Source organism: Lysobacter enzymogenes (assembly GCF_900106525.1).
In the GTDB taxonomy this organism is placed as follows: Bacteria; Pseudomonadota; Gammaproteobacteria; order Xanthomonadales; family Xanthomonadaceae; genus Lysobacter; species Lysobacter enzymogenes.
On record NZ_FNOG01000005.1, the window covers coordinates 600,001 to 616,152 of the forward strand.

A 16,152-nucleotide genomic window follows, 5' to 3' on the forward strand; every position below is an offset into this window, starting at 1 on the left:
GTCATGATGAAAGAACAATTCGTCATTGCGGGCGCGCTCAGCGTCGCAGTCACTGCATTGTCGATGAGCGCGCTGTATCCCAGCGCCGCCAGGCTCGGCCTGGTCGACCGGCCCAACGCCCGCAAGCAACATAAGGGCGCCGTTCCGGTCATCGGCGGCATCAGCTTCTTCCTCGGCCTGCTCGCCGGCGCGCTGTACCTGCAGCTCGGCGACCGCTACAGCATGAGCCTGCTGGCCACCGCCGGCCTGGTGGTCGCGCTGGGCGCGCTCGACGACGCGCGCGACCTCAGCGTGCGCTCGCGCCTGCTGATCCAGTCGATCGCGGTCGGCCTGATGATCACCGGCAGCGGCGTATGGCTGAACGATCTGGGCGATCTGTTCGGCACCGGGCCGATCCACCTGGGCTGGCTCGGCGTACCGGTCACGGTCATCGCCGTGGTCGGCACCATCAACGCCTTCAACATGCTCGACGGCATCGACGGGCTCGCCGCCAGCATCGCCCTGGTGTGCATCGGCGCGATCTTCCTGTTCGACCGCGGCAACGTGCTCGACAAGGGCGCTCTGCCGAGCCTGGCGCTGCTGTTCGTGGCGCTGTTGCCGTTCTTGTTCGTCAACCTCGGCGGCATCAGCGGGCGCAAGGTGTTCATGGGCGACGCCGGCAGCATGCTGATCGGCTATGTGATGGCCTGGAGCCTGATCTACCTGAGCCAGCGCGGCCCCAGCCGCATCGACGCCGCCGACGCGGTGTGGTGCATCGCCCTGCCGCTGCTGGAAACGCTGAACCTGATGTACCGGCGCGTGCGCCGCGGGCTGTCGCCGTTCAAGCCCGACCGCCAGCACCTGCACTACCTGCTGCTCGACCGCGAACGTTCGCCCAAGACCGCGCTGCTGACCATCGTCGGCCTGGCCTGCACCTTCGTCGCGATCGGCTACACCTTGCGCAACCTGCCGATCCTGCTCGGGCTGGCCGCGTTCTTCGCCATGCTCGGCGTGTACTCGCTGACCCTGAGCAACGGCGACCGCAACAAGCTGCCGAACTGGCTGCCGCGCCCGCCGCGCCAGCTCGCGTTCGCGCCGCAAGGCCCGCTCGGCGACGGCCGCGGTGCGCGCCAACCCGGGCGCGACTCCGCGCCTGCGGCGAACGGCGCGCCCGCCTACGCCCGCGGCGCGCTCGGCGAAAACGCCGCCGCCGGCGGCTTCGCACCGCTGCCGCCGATGCCCGCGACCGCCGCCTCGGTCCAACTCGGCGGCCCGGCGATCAAGACCTTGTGCGTGTTCGGCACCCGCCCCGAAGCGATCAAGATGGCGCCGCTGGCCAAGATGCTGGCCCAGGATCCGCGCTTCGACGCGCGCGTATGCGTCACCGGCCAGCACCGGCAGATGCTCGACCAGGTGCTGCAGTTGTTCGAGATCCAGCCGGATTTCGACCTCAACATCATGAAGCCCAAGCAGGACCTCACCGACGTCACCACCGCGATCCTGACCGGGATGAAGACGGTGCTGGCCGAGCTCAAGCCCGATGTGGTGCTGGTCCACGGCGACACCTCGACCACGATGGCCGCGACCCTGGCGGCGTATTACCAGCAGATTCCGGTCGCCCACGTCGAGGCCGGCCTGCGCACCGGCAACCTGTACTCGCCGTGGCCGGAAGAAGCCAACCGCAAGCTCACCGGCGCGCTGGCAGCGATCCACTTCGCCCCGACCGAACTGTCGCGCGGCAACCTGCGCGAGGAAGGCATCCCCGACGACCGCATCGCCATCACCGGCAACACCGTGATCGACGCGCTCAAGGACGTGCTGGTGCGGATCGAACGCACGCCGGAACTGCGCCGCGACATCGCGGCCAAGTTCGAGTTCCTGCGCGAGGAGCGCAAAGTGGTGTTGGTCACCGGCCACCGCCGCGAGAGCTTCGGCGGCGGCTTCGAGCGCATCTGCGAGGCGCTGCGCGACACCGCGCTGCGCCATCCGGAGATCGACATCGTTTATCCGGTGCACTTGAACCCGCAGGTGCGCGAGCCGGTCAACCGCGTGCTGCGCGGGATCGCCAACGTGCATCTGATCGAGCCGCTGGACTACCTGCCGTTCGTGTACCTGATGAACCGCGCCTACATCATCCTCACCGACTCCGGCGGCATCCAGGAAGAGGCGCCGTCGCTGGGCAAACCGGTGCTGGTGATGCGCGACACCACCGAGCGGCCGGAAGCGGTGGCCGCCGGCACGGTGCGCCTGGTCGGCACCGACCGCGAGTTGATCTGCGAAGGCATCAGCCGCCTGCTGAGCGACCGCGCCGCCTACGAAGCGATGAGCTTCGCCCACAACCCCTACGGCGACGGCCTGGCCTGCCAGCGCATCGTCGCCGCCCTGGCGCAGTTCCGCCGCGAAGACTCGCTGCTGGCCGCGTAAGTCCCCCACCTGCGCCGTCGCCGCCCTTGGCGGGCGCGACGGCGCGGGTTCATGCATTGCTGATCACGCATCCCTGAGCACCCCTGCCCCACGCAGGACCACTGGAGCCTTTATGAGTTTCGACACCGTCTCGGTCATCGGCCTGGGTTACATCGGCCTTCCCACCGCCGCCGCGTTCGCCGCGGCGGGCAAGCGCGTGATCGGCGTCGACGTGACCGCCTCGGTCGTGGACACGATCAACCGCGGCGAGATCCACATCGTCGAGCCTGCGCTCGACGTCGCCGTGCGCGCTGCGGTCGACGGCGGCCTGCTGCGCGCCAGCACCACGCCCGAACACGCCGACGCTTACCTGATCGCGGTGCCGACGCCGTTCAAGGGCGATCACCAGCCCGACCTGGGTTACATCGAAGCCGCGGCCAAGGCGCTGGCGCCGGTGCTGCGCAAGGGCGATCTGGTGGTGCTGGAGTCGACCTCGCCGGTCGGCGCCACCGAGCAGCTCGCGCAATGGCTGGCCGATGCGCGCGCGGACCTGAGCTTCCCGCAGCACGCGGGCGAAGCCGCCGACGTCAACGTCGCCCACTGCCCCGAGCGCGTGCTGCCGGGCCAGGTGATGCGCGAACTGATCGAGAACGACCGCGTCATCGGCGGCATGACCCCGCGCTGCTCGCAGCGCGCCGCCGATCTGTACGGCAGCTTCGTGCGCGGCCAGTGCATCGTCACCAACGCGCGCACCGCCGAGATGTGCAAGCTCACCGAGAACGCCTTCCGCGACGTCAACATCGCCTTCGCCAACGAGCTGTCGATCATCTGCGACAAGCTCGGCATCAACGTGTGGGAACTGGTCGGGCTGGCCAATCGCCATCCGCGCGTCAACATCCTCCAGCCCGGCCCGGGCGTGGGCGGCCACTGCATCGCGGTGGACCCGTGGTTCATCGTCGACAGCGCCCCGAACGAGGCGCGGCTGATCCGCACCGCGCGCGAGGTCAACAACGGCAAGCCCGGCTGGGTGATGGACAAGATCGACGCCGCCATCGACGAGGCCAAGGCTGCCGGCAAGCAGGCGCAGGACCTGAAGATCGCGGTGTTCGGCCTGGCCTTCAAGCCCGACATCGACGACCTGCGCGAAAGCCCGGCGCTGGGCATCGCGGTGGAACTGGCGCAGCGCCACGCCGGCACGGTGCTGGCGGTGGAGCCGCACATCGAAGTCCTGCCGGCCAAGCTCAGCGCGCCCAACGTGGTGCTGTCCGACCTGTCCACCGCCAGCCGCGAGGCCGACATCGCGGTGCTGCTGGTCGATCACAAACCTTTCAAGGAACACGTCATGCCCAAGCACATGAAGATCGTCGACACCAAGGGCATCTGGACCTGAGCGCGACAGCGCCCGGTTCCAGGTCCGGCTGCGGAAGCCCTGCAAGATGATGCGGCGTCTGATCGGCACCGCCAGCCTGTCGGCGGTCAGCGCGATGGCCTCGCGCGGCGCGTTGTTCGCCGGCGTGCTGGCGGCCGCGCATTACCTCGGCCCGGCGGCGTTCGGCCAGTTCACCCTGATCCAGACCACCGCGCTGTTGTTCACCACCTTCTGCGCGCTGAGCCTGGGCCAGATGGCGACCAAGATCGTGGCCGAGGCCGTCGCGTCCGGGGAGGGACGCGTGTCGGCCGCGCTGACCGTCTCGTACGGCTCGGCGGTGCTGGCCTCGCTGGTGTTCGCCGCGCTGCTGCTGGCCTGCTCGTATCCGCTCGCGGTCAAGCTCGGCGGCTCCAGCGACCTGGCGGTGGTCTACGCCAGTTCTTCGCTGCTGGTGCTGACCGGCTTCGTCGGCGCGATCCAGAACGGCGTGGCGCTGGCGCTGCACAAGGTCAAGCAGCAGGCGGTGGCCAATCTGCTGACCGCGCCGGTGGTGTTCGCGATCATGTGGGGCGCGGCGACCCAGCGCGACATCGGCTGGGCGGTGTACGGCTCGATCGCCGCGCAATGGCTGATCGTGATCGGCCAGGAACGCGTGCTGCGCCGCTACCGGCGCGAGCACGGCGAACGCCTGGCGTGGTCGGCGGCCACGCGCGAGGACTGGGCGGTGGTCTGGCGCCTGGGCCTGCCGTCCTCGCTGTCGGGCCTGCTGACCATGCCGGCGATCTGGCTGTCGATGGCGATGCTCGCGCACAGCGCGCACGGCGACGCCGAACTCGGCCATTTCGCCCTGGGCAACCAGGCGCGCTCGATCCTGCTGTTCGGCATGGGGGTGGTCGCCAACGCGGCGCTGCCGATGCTGTCGGCGGCGATCGTGCGCGGCGCGCGCGACGAAGCCGCTGCCACCCTGCGCCAGTCCATCGCCTTGCTGGTCGTGGTCACCGCCTGCATCGCCGGCGTGCTGGCGATGGCCGCGCCGATCGCGGTGGCGCGCTTCGCTCCGGCCTATGCCGAAGCGATCGTGCCGCTGCAATGGCTGCTGCTGTCGGCGGTGGCGACCGCGCCGACCACGATCCTGATGCGCAAGGCCACCGCCGACGGCCGCCCCGGCGTGCTGCTGATCGGCAACGCCGCCTTCGCCGCCAGCCTGATCGGCGCGGCGGCGCTGGCGCTCAAGCTCGGCGCCGGCGCGACCGGCGTGGCGGTCGCCTACGCCGTCGCCTCGAGCGTGCAACTCATCGTTTTCGCCACCTGCAACCGCCGCGAACTGCGTTGGTCCGCGGCGCAAAGCAAGACTTGATAGGAGCAAGCCCATGAAAGCCTTTCGCCTGCTCAAGAAAGCCATCGTGCTGAGCCTCATCCGCCTGGGCTGGTTCATCAAGCCCGGCCTGGTCACGCGTCTGTACGCGTGGTTCCTGCGCTCGGAAGGCGCGCAGATCGAGGAACGGCCGAACTACCTGTCGGCCAAGATCTGGTTCGACGGCACCGACTATTCGCTGATCCGCCTCGGCCAGGGCTGCACGATCTCCAGCAACGTGCGCATCCTCACCCACGACTGGGCGATCCATACCGTGGCCAAGGAGCTGGGGCTTAAATTCGACAAGCCGCAGGGGCGGATCAAGCCGATCTCGATCGGCCGCCACGCCTTCATCGGCACCGGCTCGATCATCATGCCCGGCGCCGACATCGGCGCGGGCTGCATCGTCGGCGCCGGCGCGGTGGTGCGCGGCACGATTCCGCCGCTGAGCATCGTGATCGGCAATCCGGGCCAGATCGTCGGCTCGGTCGCCGAGTACGTCGAGCGCGCCACCCGCGGCGCCGGCGTCGGCCCGGTCGAGCAGGCCGCGTTGAAGCAGGCCGCGCAGGCGCACGCCGCCGCGCTCGCCGGCGCGCGAGCGGGCTGAGGACGGATCGGCTGCGATGCGGATTCCCGCGCCCAAGCTGTTGCTGGCACCGGCCTGCCTGGGCCTGTTCCTGCTGTCGGGCTGGGCCTCGGTGTTCTTCGCCGTGGACACCGATCTGGTCCAGTACGCGGCCATCGCCGCGACCATCGTGCTCGGCGGACTGTCGCTGTCCTACAGCGGGCTCAACCGCTTCGCCTGCCTGCTGCCGGTGATCGTGTGCCTGATCGCGTTCGCCCAGATCGCCTACCTGGACACCCATATCGGCCACCGGCCCAAGGAACTCAAGTTCTATCTGATCCTGGTGTTCTGCGCCTACTGCGCCTGCTTCGTGCTGCGCGGCGCGGCGGCCGAGCAGTTCGTCAAGATCTATGTGGCGCTGTGCTTCTTGCTCAGTGTTGCCGCGCTGGCGATGAACAAGGGCGCCGACGCCGGCGCGCAGCGGCTGATGCAGGGCGACGGCAATCCGATCTGGATCGCGCGCGCGGCCGGCACCGCGATCATGTTCCTGGCCTGGCGCCTGCTCACCGATACGCGCCGGCAGGCGCTGCGCATCGCACTGATCCTGCCGTGCGTGGCGGCGCTGGTGCTGGCCGGCTCGCGCGGCCCGATCCTGTCGCTGCTGCTCGGCCTGGGCGTGCTGCTGGTGCTGACCAACCGCGGCGCGCTGCTGCTCTCGCGCAAGGTGTGGGCGGCGGGGCTGGCGGTGGTGCTGCTCGCGGTCGCCGCGGCGGTGATGGCGCCGGACGGGATCAAGGACCGCTTGGCCAGTCTGGTGGTCAGCAACTACAGCGGCAGCGACGTGCTGCGCATGAACCTGTACGAAGTGTCGTTCTCGATGCTGCGCGACACCTTGTTCGGCCAGGGCTTCGGCGCGTTCGAGGCCAGCGGTGCGCTGCAGCCCTACCCGCACAACCTGCTGATCGAAACCCTGATCGAACCGGGCCTGATCTTCACCGTGTTCTTCTTCGCCCTGATCGTCTACGCGATCGCGCGCCTGTACCGCAGCGCCAAGCGCAGCCAGGGCCGCGACCTGGTCGCGACCTTCCTGTGCGCGCTGTCGCTGTACTCGCTGGCCAACGCCATGTTCAGCGGCGACATCACCAGCCCGAAAGAACTGTACCTGTGCGTGTTCTATGCGTTGTCCACCGCGTTCGTCGTGCGTACCGCGAACGTCCAACGCCCCGTTCCCGCGTCGTCCCAGCCCATCGCCCACTGACCCGGCGCCACTTTCGAATCCTCGATATGCAAGCGATCATCCTCGGCCAAGGCAATCCCTATCTGAAGAACCCGTACCTGGCGAAGCTGTCGAAAGTGCTCGACAGCGCCCAGGTGCCTTACGAGTTCTGGATCTGGAGCCGCGACAAGCAAGCGCGCGACCTGCCCAAGGTGCGCGTGCTGCTGAGCTTCGGCTCCTGGGGCGGCGGCGCGGTCAACGCGCTGGGCTATGCGCTGTGGGTGCTGTGGCTGACCGCGCGGGTGTTCGCCCAGCCGCGCGCCGGCGTGTACTTCTGCTCGCGCCTGGACGCCGCGCTGCCCTGCGCGCTGGTCTCCAGCCTGCGCCGCTGCCGCTACGTGTTCCTCGACCGCGACAAACTGTCCAAGAGCTACGCCTGGCCGGCGCCGGTCAAGCGCTTCATCGAGCTGCTGGAACGCTTCGTCGGCCGCCGCGCCGCACTGCACGTGGTGCCCGGCGATTCGCGCACCGAAGGCAACGACAGCGACAACGTGCGGGTGGTGCGCAACACCCCGCACACCGACACCATCGCCCGCGCCCGCCAGATCGCCGCGGCGCTGCCGCCGCGCGACGGCCGGCTGCGGGTGCTGGTCAGCGGGCTAATCTCGCCCGAGCGCGGCGCCGCGATGATGCGCGAAGCGGTCGAAGCCTGCGCCGGCAAGATCGACTTCGTCGCCGCCGGGCGCCTGCTCGGGCCCGACGCGCAGCGCCTGGCCGACGGCCTGGGCGAGCGCTACCGCGGCATCGTCAGCAACGAGGAAGCGCTGGCGATGCTGCTGAGCTGCGACGTGGTGCTGGCCTTCTACGACCCGGCGCTGGAGATCAACCGCCTGGCCGAGCCGAACAAATGGTTCGACTGCGCGGCGCTGGAAATCCCGTTCTTCACCAATCCCGGTTTGTTCACCTCGGCCCCGTTCGAGCAGCGCCAGGCTTGTTTCCTCGCCGACTACGGCGACGGCGCGCAGCTGGCGCGCGAACTGCTGCGCATCGACGCCGACCGTTCGCTGCTGGAAACCCGTCGTCACGGCCTGCGCCAGATGCGCTACGAGGCCTGGGACACGGCGATGGCGCGGGTGATCGCCGAATGCGCGGAGCTGACACCATGAACCTTCCCCCCGTTTCGCCAACCCTGCGCGCGCTGTCCGCCGCCGCGTTGCTGTGCGCGCTGGCGCTGGCGCCGGCCGCGTCCGCGCGCGACTTCAAGCTCTACAACAACACCAAGTACACCGACGGCGACGACCGCAGTCTCGACATCGCCCGCTCCAACCTGCTCGGCGAGCCGCAGTTACCGGAACTGGCCAAGGGCACCATGCCCGACGAGCGGCGCTACAAGGACGCGGTGCGCGCCAGCCTGGGCAATCCCGGGCCGCTGGTGCTGGACTTCGAACACATCAATCTGGCCAAAGACCCCGAGCTGTCGGCGATCAACCTCGACAAGCTGCAGACCCTGGCGCGCTGGACTCGCGAAGCCGCGCCCGGCCGCCAGATCGGTTACTACGGTTTCCCCGGTTCGATCGACAAGAACGATCCCGTGCGCGGCAAGGAACTGGCCAAGTCGGTCGATATTTTCTTCCCCTCGCTCTACACCGTCGACGACGATCGCGACCGTTGGCGCCGGCGCCTGGACAACATGATCGCCGCTTCGCGCAAGCTCGATCCGTCCAAGCCGGTGCTGCCGTTCGTGTGGCCGCAGTACCACGACAAGACTCCGCGCGACGGCGAATTCGTCGCTTCCGATTACTGGAAATTCCAGCTCGACCAGCTGCATCGCGCCGCCGACGGCGCGGTCATCTGGAGCAAGCGCGTCAGCGGCGGCGAGCGCGACTGGGTGCCGGTCACCCGCAGTTTCATCCAGTCGGCCAAGCCCGCTTCCGCCGCGCCCGCATCGAACCGCCCTGCGTCGAACCGCCCCGCTCCGCCACGCCCCTGAGCGCGCCCGCCCCCGAGCGTTCCTCTCCCCCGCATCGAAATCCCGGAACCGCCATGCATCAAGTCCTGCAAAACCTGCGCGACGGCAGCACCGAAGTCGCCGACGTCCCCGCCCCCGCGCTGCGCCGCGGGCAACTGCTGATCCGCAGCCACGTCACCCTGGTTTCGGCCGGCACCGAACGCATGCTGGTCGAGTTCGGCAAGGCCAACCTGTTGCAGAAGGCGCGCCAACAGCCGGACAAGGTGCGCATGGTGCTGGAAAAGGTCCGCACCGACGGCCTGGCCACCACACTCGACGCGGTACGCAGCAAGCTCGATCAGCCGCTGGCGCTGGGCTATTGCAACGTCGGCACGGTGATCGGCGTCGGCCCGGGCGTGACCGGGTTCGAGATCGGCGACCGCGTCGCCAGCAACGGCAAGCACGCCGAAGTGGTCGCGGTGCCGGTCAACCTGTGCGCCAAGATCCCCGACGACGTCGGCGACGAGGCCGCCGCCTTCACCGTGCTGTCGGCCATCGGCCTGCAGGGCATCCGCCTGGTCCAGCCCACGCTCGGCGAAACCGTGGTGGTCACCGGCCTGGGCCTGATCGGCCTGATCACCGTGCAGTTGCTGCGCGCCCACGGCTGCCGCGTGCTCGGCATCGACTTCGACCCGGCCAAGCTGGCGCTGGCGCGCGGCTATGGCGCGGAAACCGTCGACCTGTCGCGCGGCGAAGACCCGGTCGCGGCCGCGCACAGTTTCTCGCGCGGGCGCGGCGTCGATGCGGTGATCATCACCGCCTCCAGCAAGAGCAACGAGCCGGTGTCGCAGGCCGCGCACATGTGCCGCAAGCGCGGCCGCATCGTCCTGGTCGGCGTCACCGGGCTGGAGCTGTCGCGCGCCGACTTCTACGAGAAGGAACTGTCGTTCCAGGTCTCGTGTTCCTACGGCCCGGGCCGCTACGACCCGTCCTACGAGGAACGCGGCAACGATTACCCGGTCGGCTTCGTGCGCTGGACCGAGCAGCGCAATTTCGAAGCGGTGCTGGACATGATGGCGGCCGGCGCGCTGCAGGTGCAGCAACTGGTGTCGCACCGCTATCCCATCGCCGAAGCCGAAGCCGCCTACGGCGTGCTCGGCGGCGGCGGGCCGTCGCTGGGCATCGTGCTCGACTACGGCCGCGGCGAGGAAATGGCCGATCACCTGATCCGCCGCCACATCCCGCTGAGCGTGGCCAGCGACGCGCGCGAGCACAGCGACAAGGCCGACCGCAACGCGGTCGCCTTCATCGGCGCCGGCAACTACGCCGGCCGCGTGCTGATCCCCGCCTTCGCCAAGGCCGGCGCGCGCCTGCACACGGTGGTGACCGCCAACGGCGTGGGCAGCGTCCACTTCGGCAAGAAGTTCGGCTTCGGCCACGCCAGCACCGACACCAGCGCAGTGCTGCGCGATCCGGCGGTGGGCTCGGTGGTGATCGCCACCCAGCACGCCAGCCACGCCGAGCTCACCTTCAAGGCGCTGCGCCGCGGCAAGCACGTGTTCGTGGAAAAGCCACTGTGCCTGACCCTGGAAGAGCTGCAGACCATCGAGAAGGCGCACGGCGAACAGGCCGTGTACGGCACCCCGCCGGTGCTGATGGTCGGCTTCAACCGCCGCTTCGCCCCGCAGGTGCAGAAGATGCATCAGCTGCTGGCCGGCGTGCGCGAGCCCAAGAGCTTCGTCATGACCGTCAACGCCGGCGCGATCCCGGCCGAGCATTGGACCCAGGACCCGCAGGCCGGCGGCGGCCGCCTGATCGGCGAGGCCTGCCACTTCGTCGACCTGCTGCGCTTCCTCGCCGGAGCACCCATCGTCGGCCACCAGCTTACCGCGGTCGGCAACGTGCCCGGCGTGGGCATCCGCAGCGACCGGGTCAGCTTCAACCTCAGCTTCGCCGATGGTTCTTTCGGCACCGTGCATTACCTCGCCAACGGCCACAAGAGCTTCCCGAAAGAGCGCCTGGAAGTGTTCGCCGCCGGCCGCGTGCTGGCGCTGGACAACTTCCGCAAGCTGCACGGCTACGGCTGGCCGGGTTTCAACAAGATGAATCTGTGGAGCCAGGACAAGGGCCAGGCCGCGTGCGCGCAGGCGTTCATGCGCGCTGCGCGCGGCGAGGCGCCGCCGCCGATTTCGGCCGAGGAAATCTTCGAAGTCGCGCGCGTCACGATCGAACTGGACGCCTCGGTATGACGCCTCGCCGCCGCCCGGAGCCGACCGCATGAGCCTGGCCACGCGCCTGCCGCGGCTGTGGCATACCGTGCGCCATCTGCGCCCGGTGCAGATCTACGGCCGCGCTTGGCACCGCCTGCACCGGCCGCGCGTCGCGCACGCGCCGGCGCCGCAGATGGCTGCGTTCGAGCGCGGCTGGATCGCCTGCGCGCGCGAAGCCTCGATGCTGGGGCCGACCCGCTTCCGCCTGCTCAACGACGAACACGAGATCGGCGCCAACGACTGGAACAGCGCGCGCCTGCCCAAGCTGTGGCTGTACAACCTGCATTACTTCGACGATCTCAACGCCTGCGGCGCGGCCTCGCGCGAGCATTGGCACCGCGACCTGATCGCGCGCTGGATCGCCGACAACCCGCCGCCGGCCGGCAACGGCTGGGAGCCGTATTGCCTGTCGCTGCGCATCGTCAACTGGATCAAATGGCGCTGCGGCGGGCAGTTGTTCGGCGACGCGGCGCGCGCGCGTGCGGCGCTCGACAGCCTCGCCACCCAGGTGCGGTTCCTGCGCGGCCGGCTGGAGCGGCATCTGCTCGGCAACCACCTGTGGGCCAACTACAAGGCGCTGCTGTTCGCCGGCGCGTTCTTCGAAGGCTCCGAGGCGGTGCGCTGGCGCGAGCTGGGGCTGCACGGCCTGCGCGCGCAGATCGGCGAGCAGATCCTCGCCGACGGCGGCCATTTCGAGCGCAGCCCGATGTACCACGCGATCCTGCTCGAAGACCTGCTCGACCTGGTCCAGCTCGCCCTGGTCTATCCCGGCGCGTTCCCCGAGCGCGACGTGCAGCTGTGGCGCGACAAGGCGCGGGCGATGCTGAGCTGGCTGGCGGTGATGACCCACCCCGACGGCGACATCGCCTTCTTCAACGACGCCGCCCACGGCATCGCGCCGACCCTGGCGCAGTTGCAGGACTACGCCCGCGCGCTCGCCATCGAGCCGCCGCCGGCCTCGCGCGAGCCGCTGCAACTGCTGCCGCAGTCGGGCTATGCGCGGCTGCAATGCGGCGAGGCGGTGCTGATCTGCGATGTCGGCGAAATCGGCCCGGACTACCTGCCCGGCCACGCCCACGCCGACACCTTGAGCTTCGAACTGTCGCTGCGCGGCCGGCGGGTGCTGGTCAACGCCGGCATCTCGCGCTACGACATCGACCCGCAGCGGCTGTGGCAGCGCGGCACCGCGGCGCACAACACGGTCGAGATCGACGGCGAAGATTCCTCGGAAGTGTGGAGCAGCTTCCGCGTCGCCCGCCGCGCCCGGCCGCGCGCGGTCGCGCACGGCCGCGACGGCGAAGCGCTGTGGCTCAGCGCCGCCCACGACGGTTACCGCCGGCTCAAGGGCCGGCCGCTGCACCGCCGGCGCTGGGTGCTGACCCCGCGCGGGCTGCGCATCGAGGACCGCATCGAAGGCCGCTTCGGCGAAGCGGTGGCGCGCCTGCGCGTGCATCCGGACTTCGACGCCGACGGCCACGACATCCGTTGCCGCGATGGCGAGGGCGACAACGAGCTGCGCCTGCGCTGGCGCAGCGAAGCCGCCGGCGACGCGCTGACGCCCAGCCGCTACCACCCCGGCTTCGGCCTGAGCCGCGCGTGCACGGTGATCGAAACCGCGCTCGACCCGCGCGTGGGCACCGCCACGCTGGTCCTGGACTGGGGGCACTGAGCCCATGCGCATCTTGTTCCTGACCGACAATTTCCCGCCCGAAGGCAACGCCCCGGCTACGCGCACCTACGAGCACGCGGTGCGCTGGGTGCGCGCCGGCCACGAGGTCACGGTGATCACCTGCGCGCCGAACTTCCCCGAAGGCAAGCTGTTCGCCGGCTACCGCAACGCCTGGCGCAGCGTCGAGACGCTGGACGGCATCCGCGTGGTGCGGGTCAAGACCTACATCACCGCCAACGAGGGCTTCCTCAAGCGCACCCTGGATTACCTCAGCTTCATGGCCGCCGGCACCGTCGCCGGGCTGTTCGAGCGCCGCCACGACGTGGTGGTGGCGACCTCGCCGCAGTTCTTCTGCGCGCTCGGCGGCTGGGCGCTGGCGCGGATCAAACGGCGGCCGTTCGTGTTCGAACTGCGCGACCTGTGGCCGGCCTCGATCACCGCGGTCGGCGCGATGAAGCGCAGCGCGGCGATCCGGGTGCTGGAGAAGCTCGAAATGTTCCTGTACCGCAGCGCCGACGCCATCGTTCCGGTCACCCAATCCTTCCGCGAGGAGCTGATCCAGCGCGGCGTGGACGCGGACAAGATCCACGTCGTGCTCAACGGCGTGGACCTGCAGCGCTACCGGCCGGCGCCGCGCGATGCCGCGATGGCCAGGCAGTACGACCTGGACGGCAAGTTCGTGGTCGGCTACCTCGGCACGCACGGCATGGCGCATGGCCTGGAGCACGTGATCGAAGCGGCGCAGCGCCTGCGCGAGGACCCGCGCATCGTGTTCTTCTTCGCCGGCAGCGGCGCGCAGCGCGCGCGGGTGGAGCAGATGGCGGCCGAACGCGCCCTGCCCAACGTGCGCATGATCCCGCGCCAGCCCAAGGAGGCGATGCCCAAGCTGTGGGGGCTGTGCGATCTGTCGCTGATCCCGCTGCGCGACACGCCGGTGTTCGCCTCGGTGATTCCGTCCAAGCTGTTCGAAGGCATGGGCATGGGCATTCCGGCGCTGATGGCGCTGCCGCGCGGCGAAGCGGTGCGGATCGTCGAAAGCACCGGCAGCGGCGTGTGCGTGGCGCCGGAAGATCCGGCCGCGATGGCCGACGCCATCGCCGCGCTGGCCGACGATCCCGAGCGCATGCGCCGGCTGCGCGAGGCCAGCCTCGCCGCCGCGCCGGCCTATTCGCGCGACCGCCAGGCGCGGTTGATGAGCGACGCGCTGGCGCGGCTGGCCGACGACGACGGCGCGCGCGGCCTGCTGCGCTCGTCGGAGTGAGCCGCGCATGTCCGCCGCCCTAGCCGCCGCGTGGTTGACCCAGCCGCTCAACGCCAGCGCCGTCGCGCTGGCCTTGGCCGCGCTGATCTGGGTGCTGCATTGGCAGCGCTGCGCGCTCGCCTTGGGCGCGCTGGCGCTGGCGTGGTCGCTGCTGTGGTCGATGCCGGCCGCGGCCGACGCGCTGCGCGATTCGCTGCAAGGCGGCTATCTGGGGCAAAGCGCCGAAGGTTTGCCGCAGGCCGATGCGATCGTCGTGCTCGGCGGCGGCATCGGCCGGGTCAGCGGTTTCGAGCGCGGCGATGCCGACGCGCCGGAACTGGCCGGCAACCGCGTCGCCGCGGCCGCGCGCGCCTGGCGGGCCGGGCGCGCGCCGGCGATCCTGCTCAGCGGCGGGCCGAGCGCCAGCACCCGCGGGGTCAGCGAAGCGCGGATCATGGCCGACGCGTTGGTCAAGCTCGGCGTGCCGCGCGAGGTCATGGTGCTGGAAGAAACCAGCGCCGACACCCGCGGCAACGCCGAGCGCAGCGCGCGCATCGCCGCCGAACGCGGCTGGAAGCGCACGATCCTGGTGACTTCGGCGCTGCACATGCCGCGTGCGCTGCAATGGTTCGAACGCGCCGGTTTGCCGGCGTTGCCGCTGGCGCCGCCTGAGGACGCGGCGCCGGGAACGGGAGCATGGACACCGTCGATGCGGACCCTCGACGTCAGCGCGCAGGCGCTGCACGAGTACGCCGGATTGATGGCGGCGACGTTCGATTGAGGTCCGCGCCTCTGGGTGTCTACGTCGCCGGCGGGCAAGAGCGGAAAATCAAAATGGGTTCCGGCTTTCGCCGGAATGACGAAGTTAGAGTTGTGCGGCCTCGTGATCCCCGCACTCCCTCACGCCGTCATTCCGGCGAAAGCCGGAACCCATTTTGATGTTGCTGTTGCTGTTGCTATCCCTGCCGCGCCCCCACCCAGCGCCGCGAGCCCCAGCCCGCGGCGCCGCAACGACGGTTACTCCACCGTCACCGCTTTGGCCAGATTGCGCGGCTTGTCCACATCCGTCCCGCGCGCCAGCGCCGCGTGATACGCCAGCAACTGCACCGGAATCGCATGCACCACCGGCGACAGCACGCCGACGTGGCGCGGGGTGCGGATCACGTGCACCTGTTCGGATTCGCCGAAGTGGCTGTCCAGGTCGGCGAATACGAACATCTCGCCGCCGCGCGCACGCACTTCCTGAATGTTCGACTTCACCTTCTCCAGCAGCTTGTCGTTCGGCGCGATCACCACCACCGGCATCGCCGCGTCCACCAGCGCCAGCGGGCCGTGCTTGAGCTCGCCCGCCGGGTACGCCTCGGCGTGGATGTAGGAGATTTCCTTGAGCTTGAGCGCGCCTTCCAGCGCGATCGGGTAATGCACGCCGCGGCCCAGGAACAGCGCGTGGTGCTTGGGCGCGAAGCGCTCGGCCCAGGCCGTCACCTGCGGTTCCAGGTTCAGCGCGTGCTGCACGCTGCCCGGCAGGTGGCGCAGCGCGTCGAGGTATTCGGCTTCCTGTTCGTCGCTGAGCGCGCCGCGCAGCTTGGCCAGGGTCGCGGTCAGGGTGAACAACGCCACCAACTGGGTCGTGAACGCCTTGGTCGAGGCCACGCCGATCTCGGCGCCGGCGCGGGTGTAGTACACCAGCTTGCTCGCGCGCGGGATCGCGCTCTCGGGCACGTTGCAGATCGAAAGGGTCTTGTCGTGGCCCAGCGATTTGGCGTACTTCAGCGCTTCCATCGTGTCGAGCGTTTCGCCGGACTGCGAAATCGTCACGATCAGCTGCTTCGGGTTCGCCACCGCGGCGCGATAGCGGTACTCGCTGGCGATCTCGACCTGGCACGGCAACCCGGCGATGGCCTCGATCCAGTAGCGCGCGGTCAGGCCGGCGTAATAGCTGGTGCCGCAGGCCAGGATCTGCACGCCCTCGACGCCGGCGAACACTTCGTCGGCCTTGGCGCCGAACAGCGACGCGCTGAAGCCGTTGTTGTCGATCACCGCCTCGATGGTGTCGGCGATCGCGCGCGGCTGCTCGTGGATTTCCTTCTGCATGAAGTGGCGGTATGGGCCCAGCTCCAGCGAGGCCAGCGACACGTC

General features: G+C 69.7%; 12 protein-coding genes. 11 read left to right on the forward strand and 1 reads right to left on the reverse strand.

The genetic code is table 11. The annotated features are described in order from the left end of the window. Window positions 1-6 precede the first annotated feature (6 nt). From wecB to BLU84_RS15415, 11 genes are all read left to right on the forward strand, one after another. Complete coding sequence (gene wecB / locus BLU84_RS28020; protein ID WP_170849177.1) at window positions 7-2,403, forward strand: non-hydrolyzing UDP-N-acetylglucosamine 2-epimerase; 2,397 nt, start codon at window positions 7-9, stop codon at window positions 2,401-2,403. A 112-nt stretch (window positions 2,404-2,515) separates the two neighbouring features. Then, entirely contained in the window at window positions 2,516-3,772 is a 1,257-nt protein-coding gene (gene wecC, locus BLU84_RS15370; RefSeq protein WP_074868897.1) for a UDP-N-acetyl-D-mannosamine dehydrogenase, read from the forward strand. A gap of 46 nt (window positions 3,773-3,818) precedes the next feature. Then, window positions 3,819-5,108, forward strand: coding sequence for an oligosaccharide flippase family protein (locus BLU84_RS15375; RefSeq protein ID WP_074868902.1), 1,290 nt, complete (start codon window positions 3,819-3,821; stop codon window positions 5,106-5,108). Between the two features lie 13 nt (window positions 5,109-5,121). After that, window positions 5,122-5,712, forward strand: a complete 591-nt coding sequence (locus BLU84_RS15380) for an acyltransferase (RefSeq protein WP_074868905.1) — start codon at window positions 5,122-5,124, stop codon at window positions 5,710-5,712. A 16-nt stretch (window positions 5,713-5,728) separates the two neighbouring features. Further along, window positions 5,729-6,928 (forward strand): O-antigen ligase family protein, encoded by a 1,200-nt coding sequence (locus BLU84_RS15385; protein ID WP_074868907.1) that lies wholly within the window; start codon window positions 5,729-5,731, stop codon window positions 6,926-6,928. Window positions 6,929-6,954: 26 nt separating this feature from the next. Beyond that, on the forward strand, window positions 6,955-8,052 hold the full coding sequence (locus tag BLU84_RS15390) for a glycosyltransferase family protein (protein ID WP_074868909.1): 1,098 nt from the start codon (window positions 6,955-6,957) through the stop codon (window positions 8,050-8,052). Beyond that, window positions 8,049-8,876, forward strand: coding sequence for a hypothetical protein (locus tag BLU84_RS15395; RefSeq protein WP_074868912.1), 828 nt, complete (start codon window positions 8,049-8,051; stop codon window positions 8,874-8,876). Before BLU84_RS15390 ends, BLU84_RS15395 begins: the two co-directional genes overlap by 4 nt. A gap of 53 nt (window positions 8,877-8,929) precedes the next feature. After that, complete coding sequence (locus BLU84_RS15400; RefSeq protein ID WP_074868915.1) at window positions 8,930-11,083, forward strand: bi-domain-containing oxidoreductase; 2,154 nt, start codon at window positions 8,930-8,932, stop codon at window positions 11,081-11,083. A 28-nt stretch (window positions 11,084-11,111) separates the two neighbouring features. Continuing rightward, window positions 11,112-12,773, forward strand: coding sequence for a heparinase II/III family protein (locus tag BLU84_RS15405; protein ID WP_074868918.1), 1,662 nt, complete (start codon window positions 11,112-11,114; stop codon window positions 12,771-12,773). 4 nt (window positions 12,774-12,777) lie between these two features. Then, on the forward strand, window positions 12,778-14,034 hold the full coding sequence (locus BLU84_RS15410) for a glycosyltransferase family 4 protein (RefSeq protein ID WP_074868920.1): 1,257 nt from the start codon (window positions 12,778-12,780) through the stop codon (window positions 14,032-14,034). A gap of 7 nt (window positions 14,035-14,041) precedes the next feature. Next, complete coding sequence (locus BLU84_RS15415; RefSeq protein ID WP_074868925.1) at window positions 14,042-14,794, forward strand: YdcF family protein; 753 nt, start codon at window positions 14,042-14,044, stop codon at window positions 14,792-14,794. Window positions 14,795-15,030: 236 nt separating this feature from the next. Here the strand turns inward: BLU84_RS15415 and glmS are convergent. Next, the coding region (glmS, locus tag BLU84_RS15420) for a glutamine--fructose-6-phosphate transaminase (isomerizing) (RefSeq protein WP_074869074.1) at window positions 15,031-16,152 on the reverse strand (1,122 nt) is incomplete at its 5' end.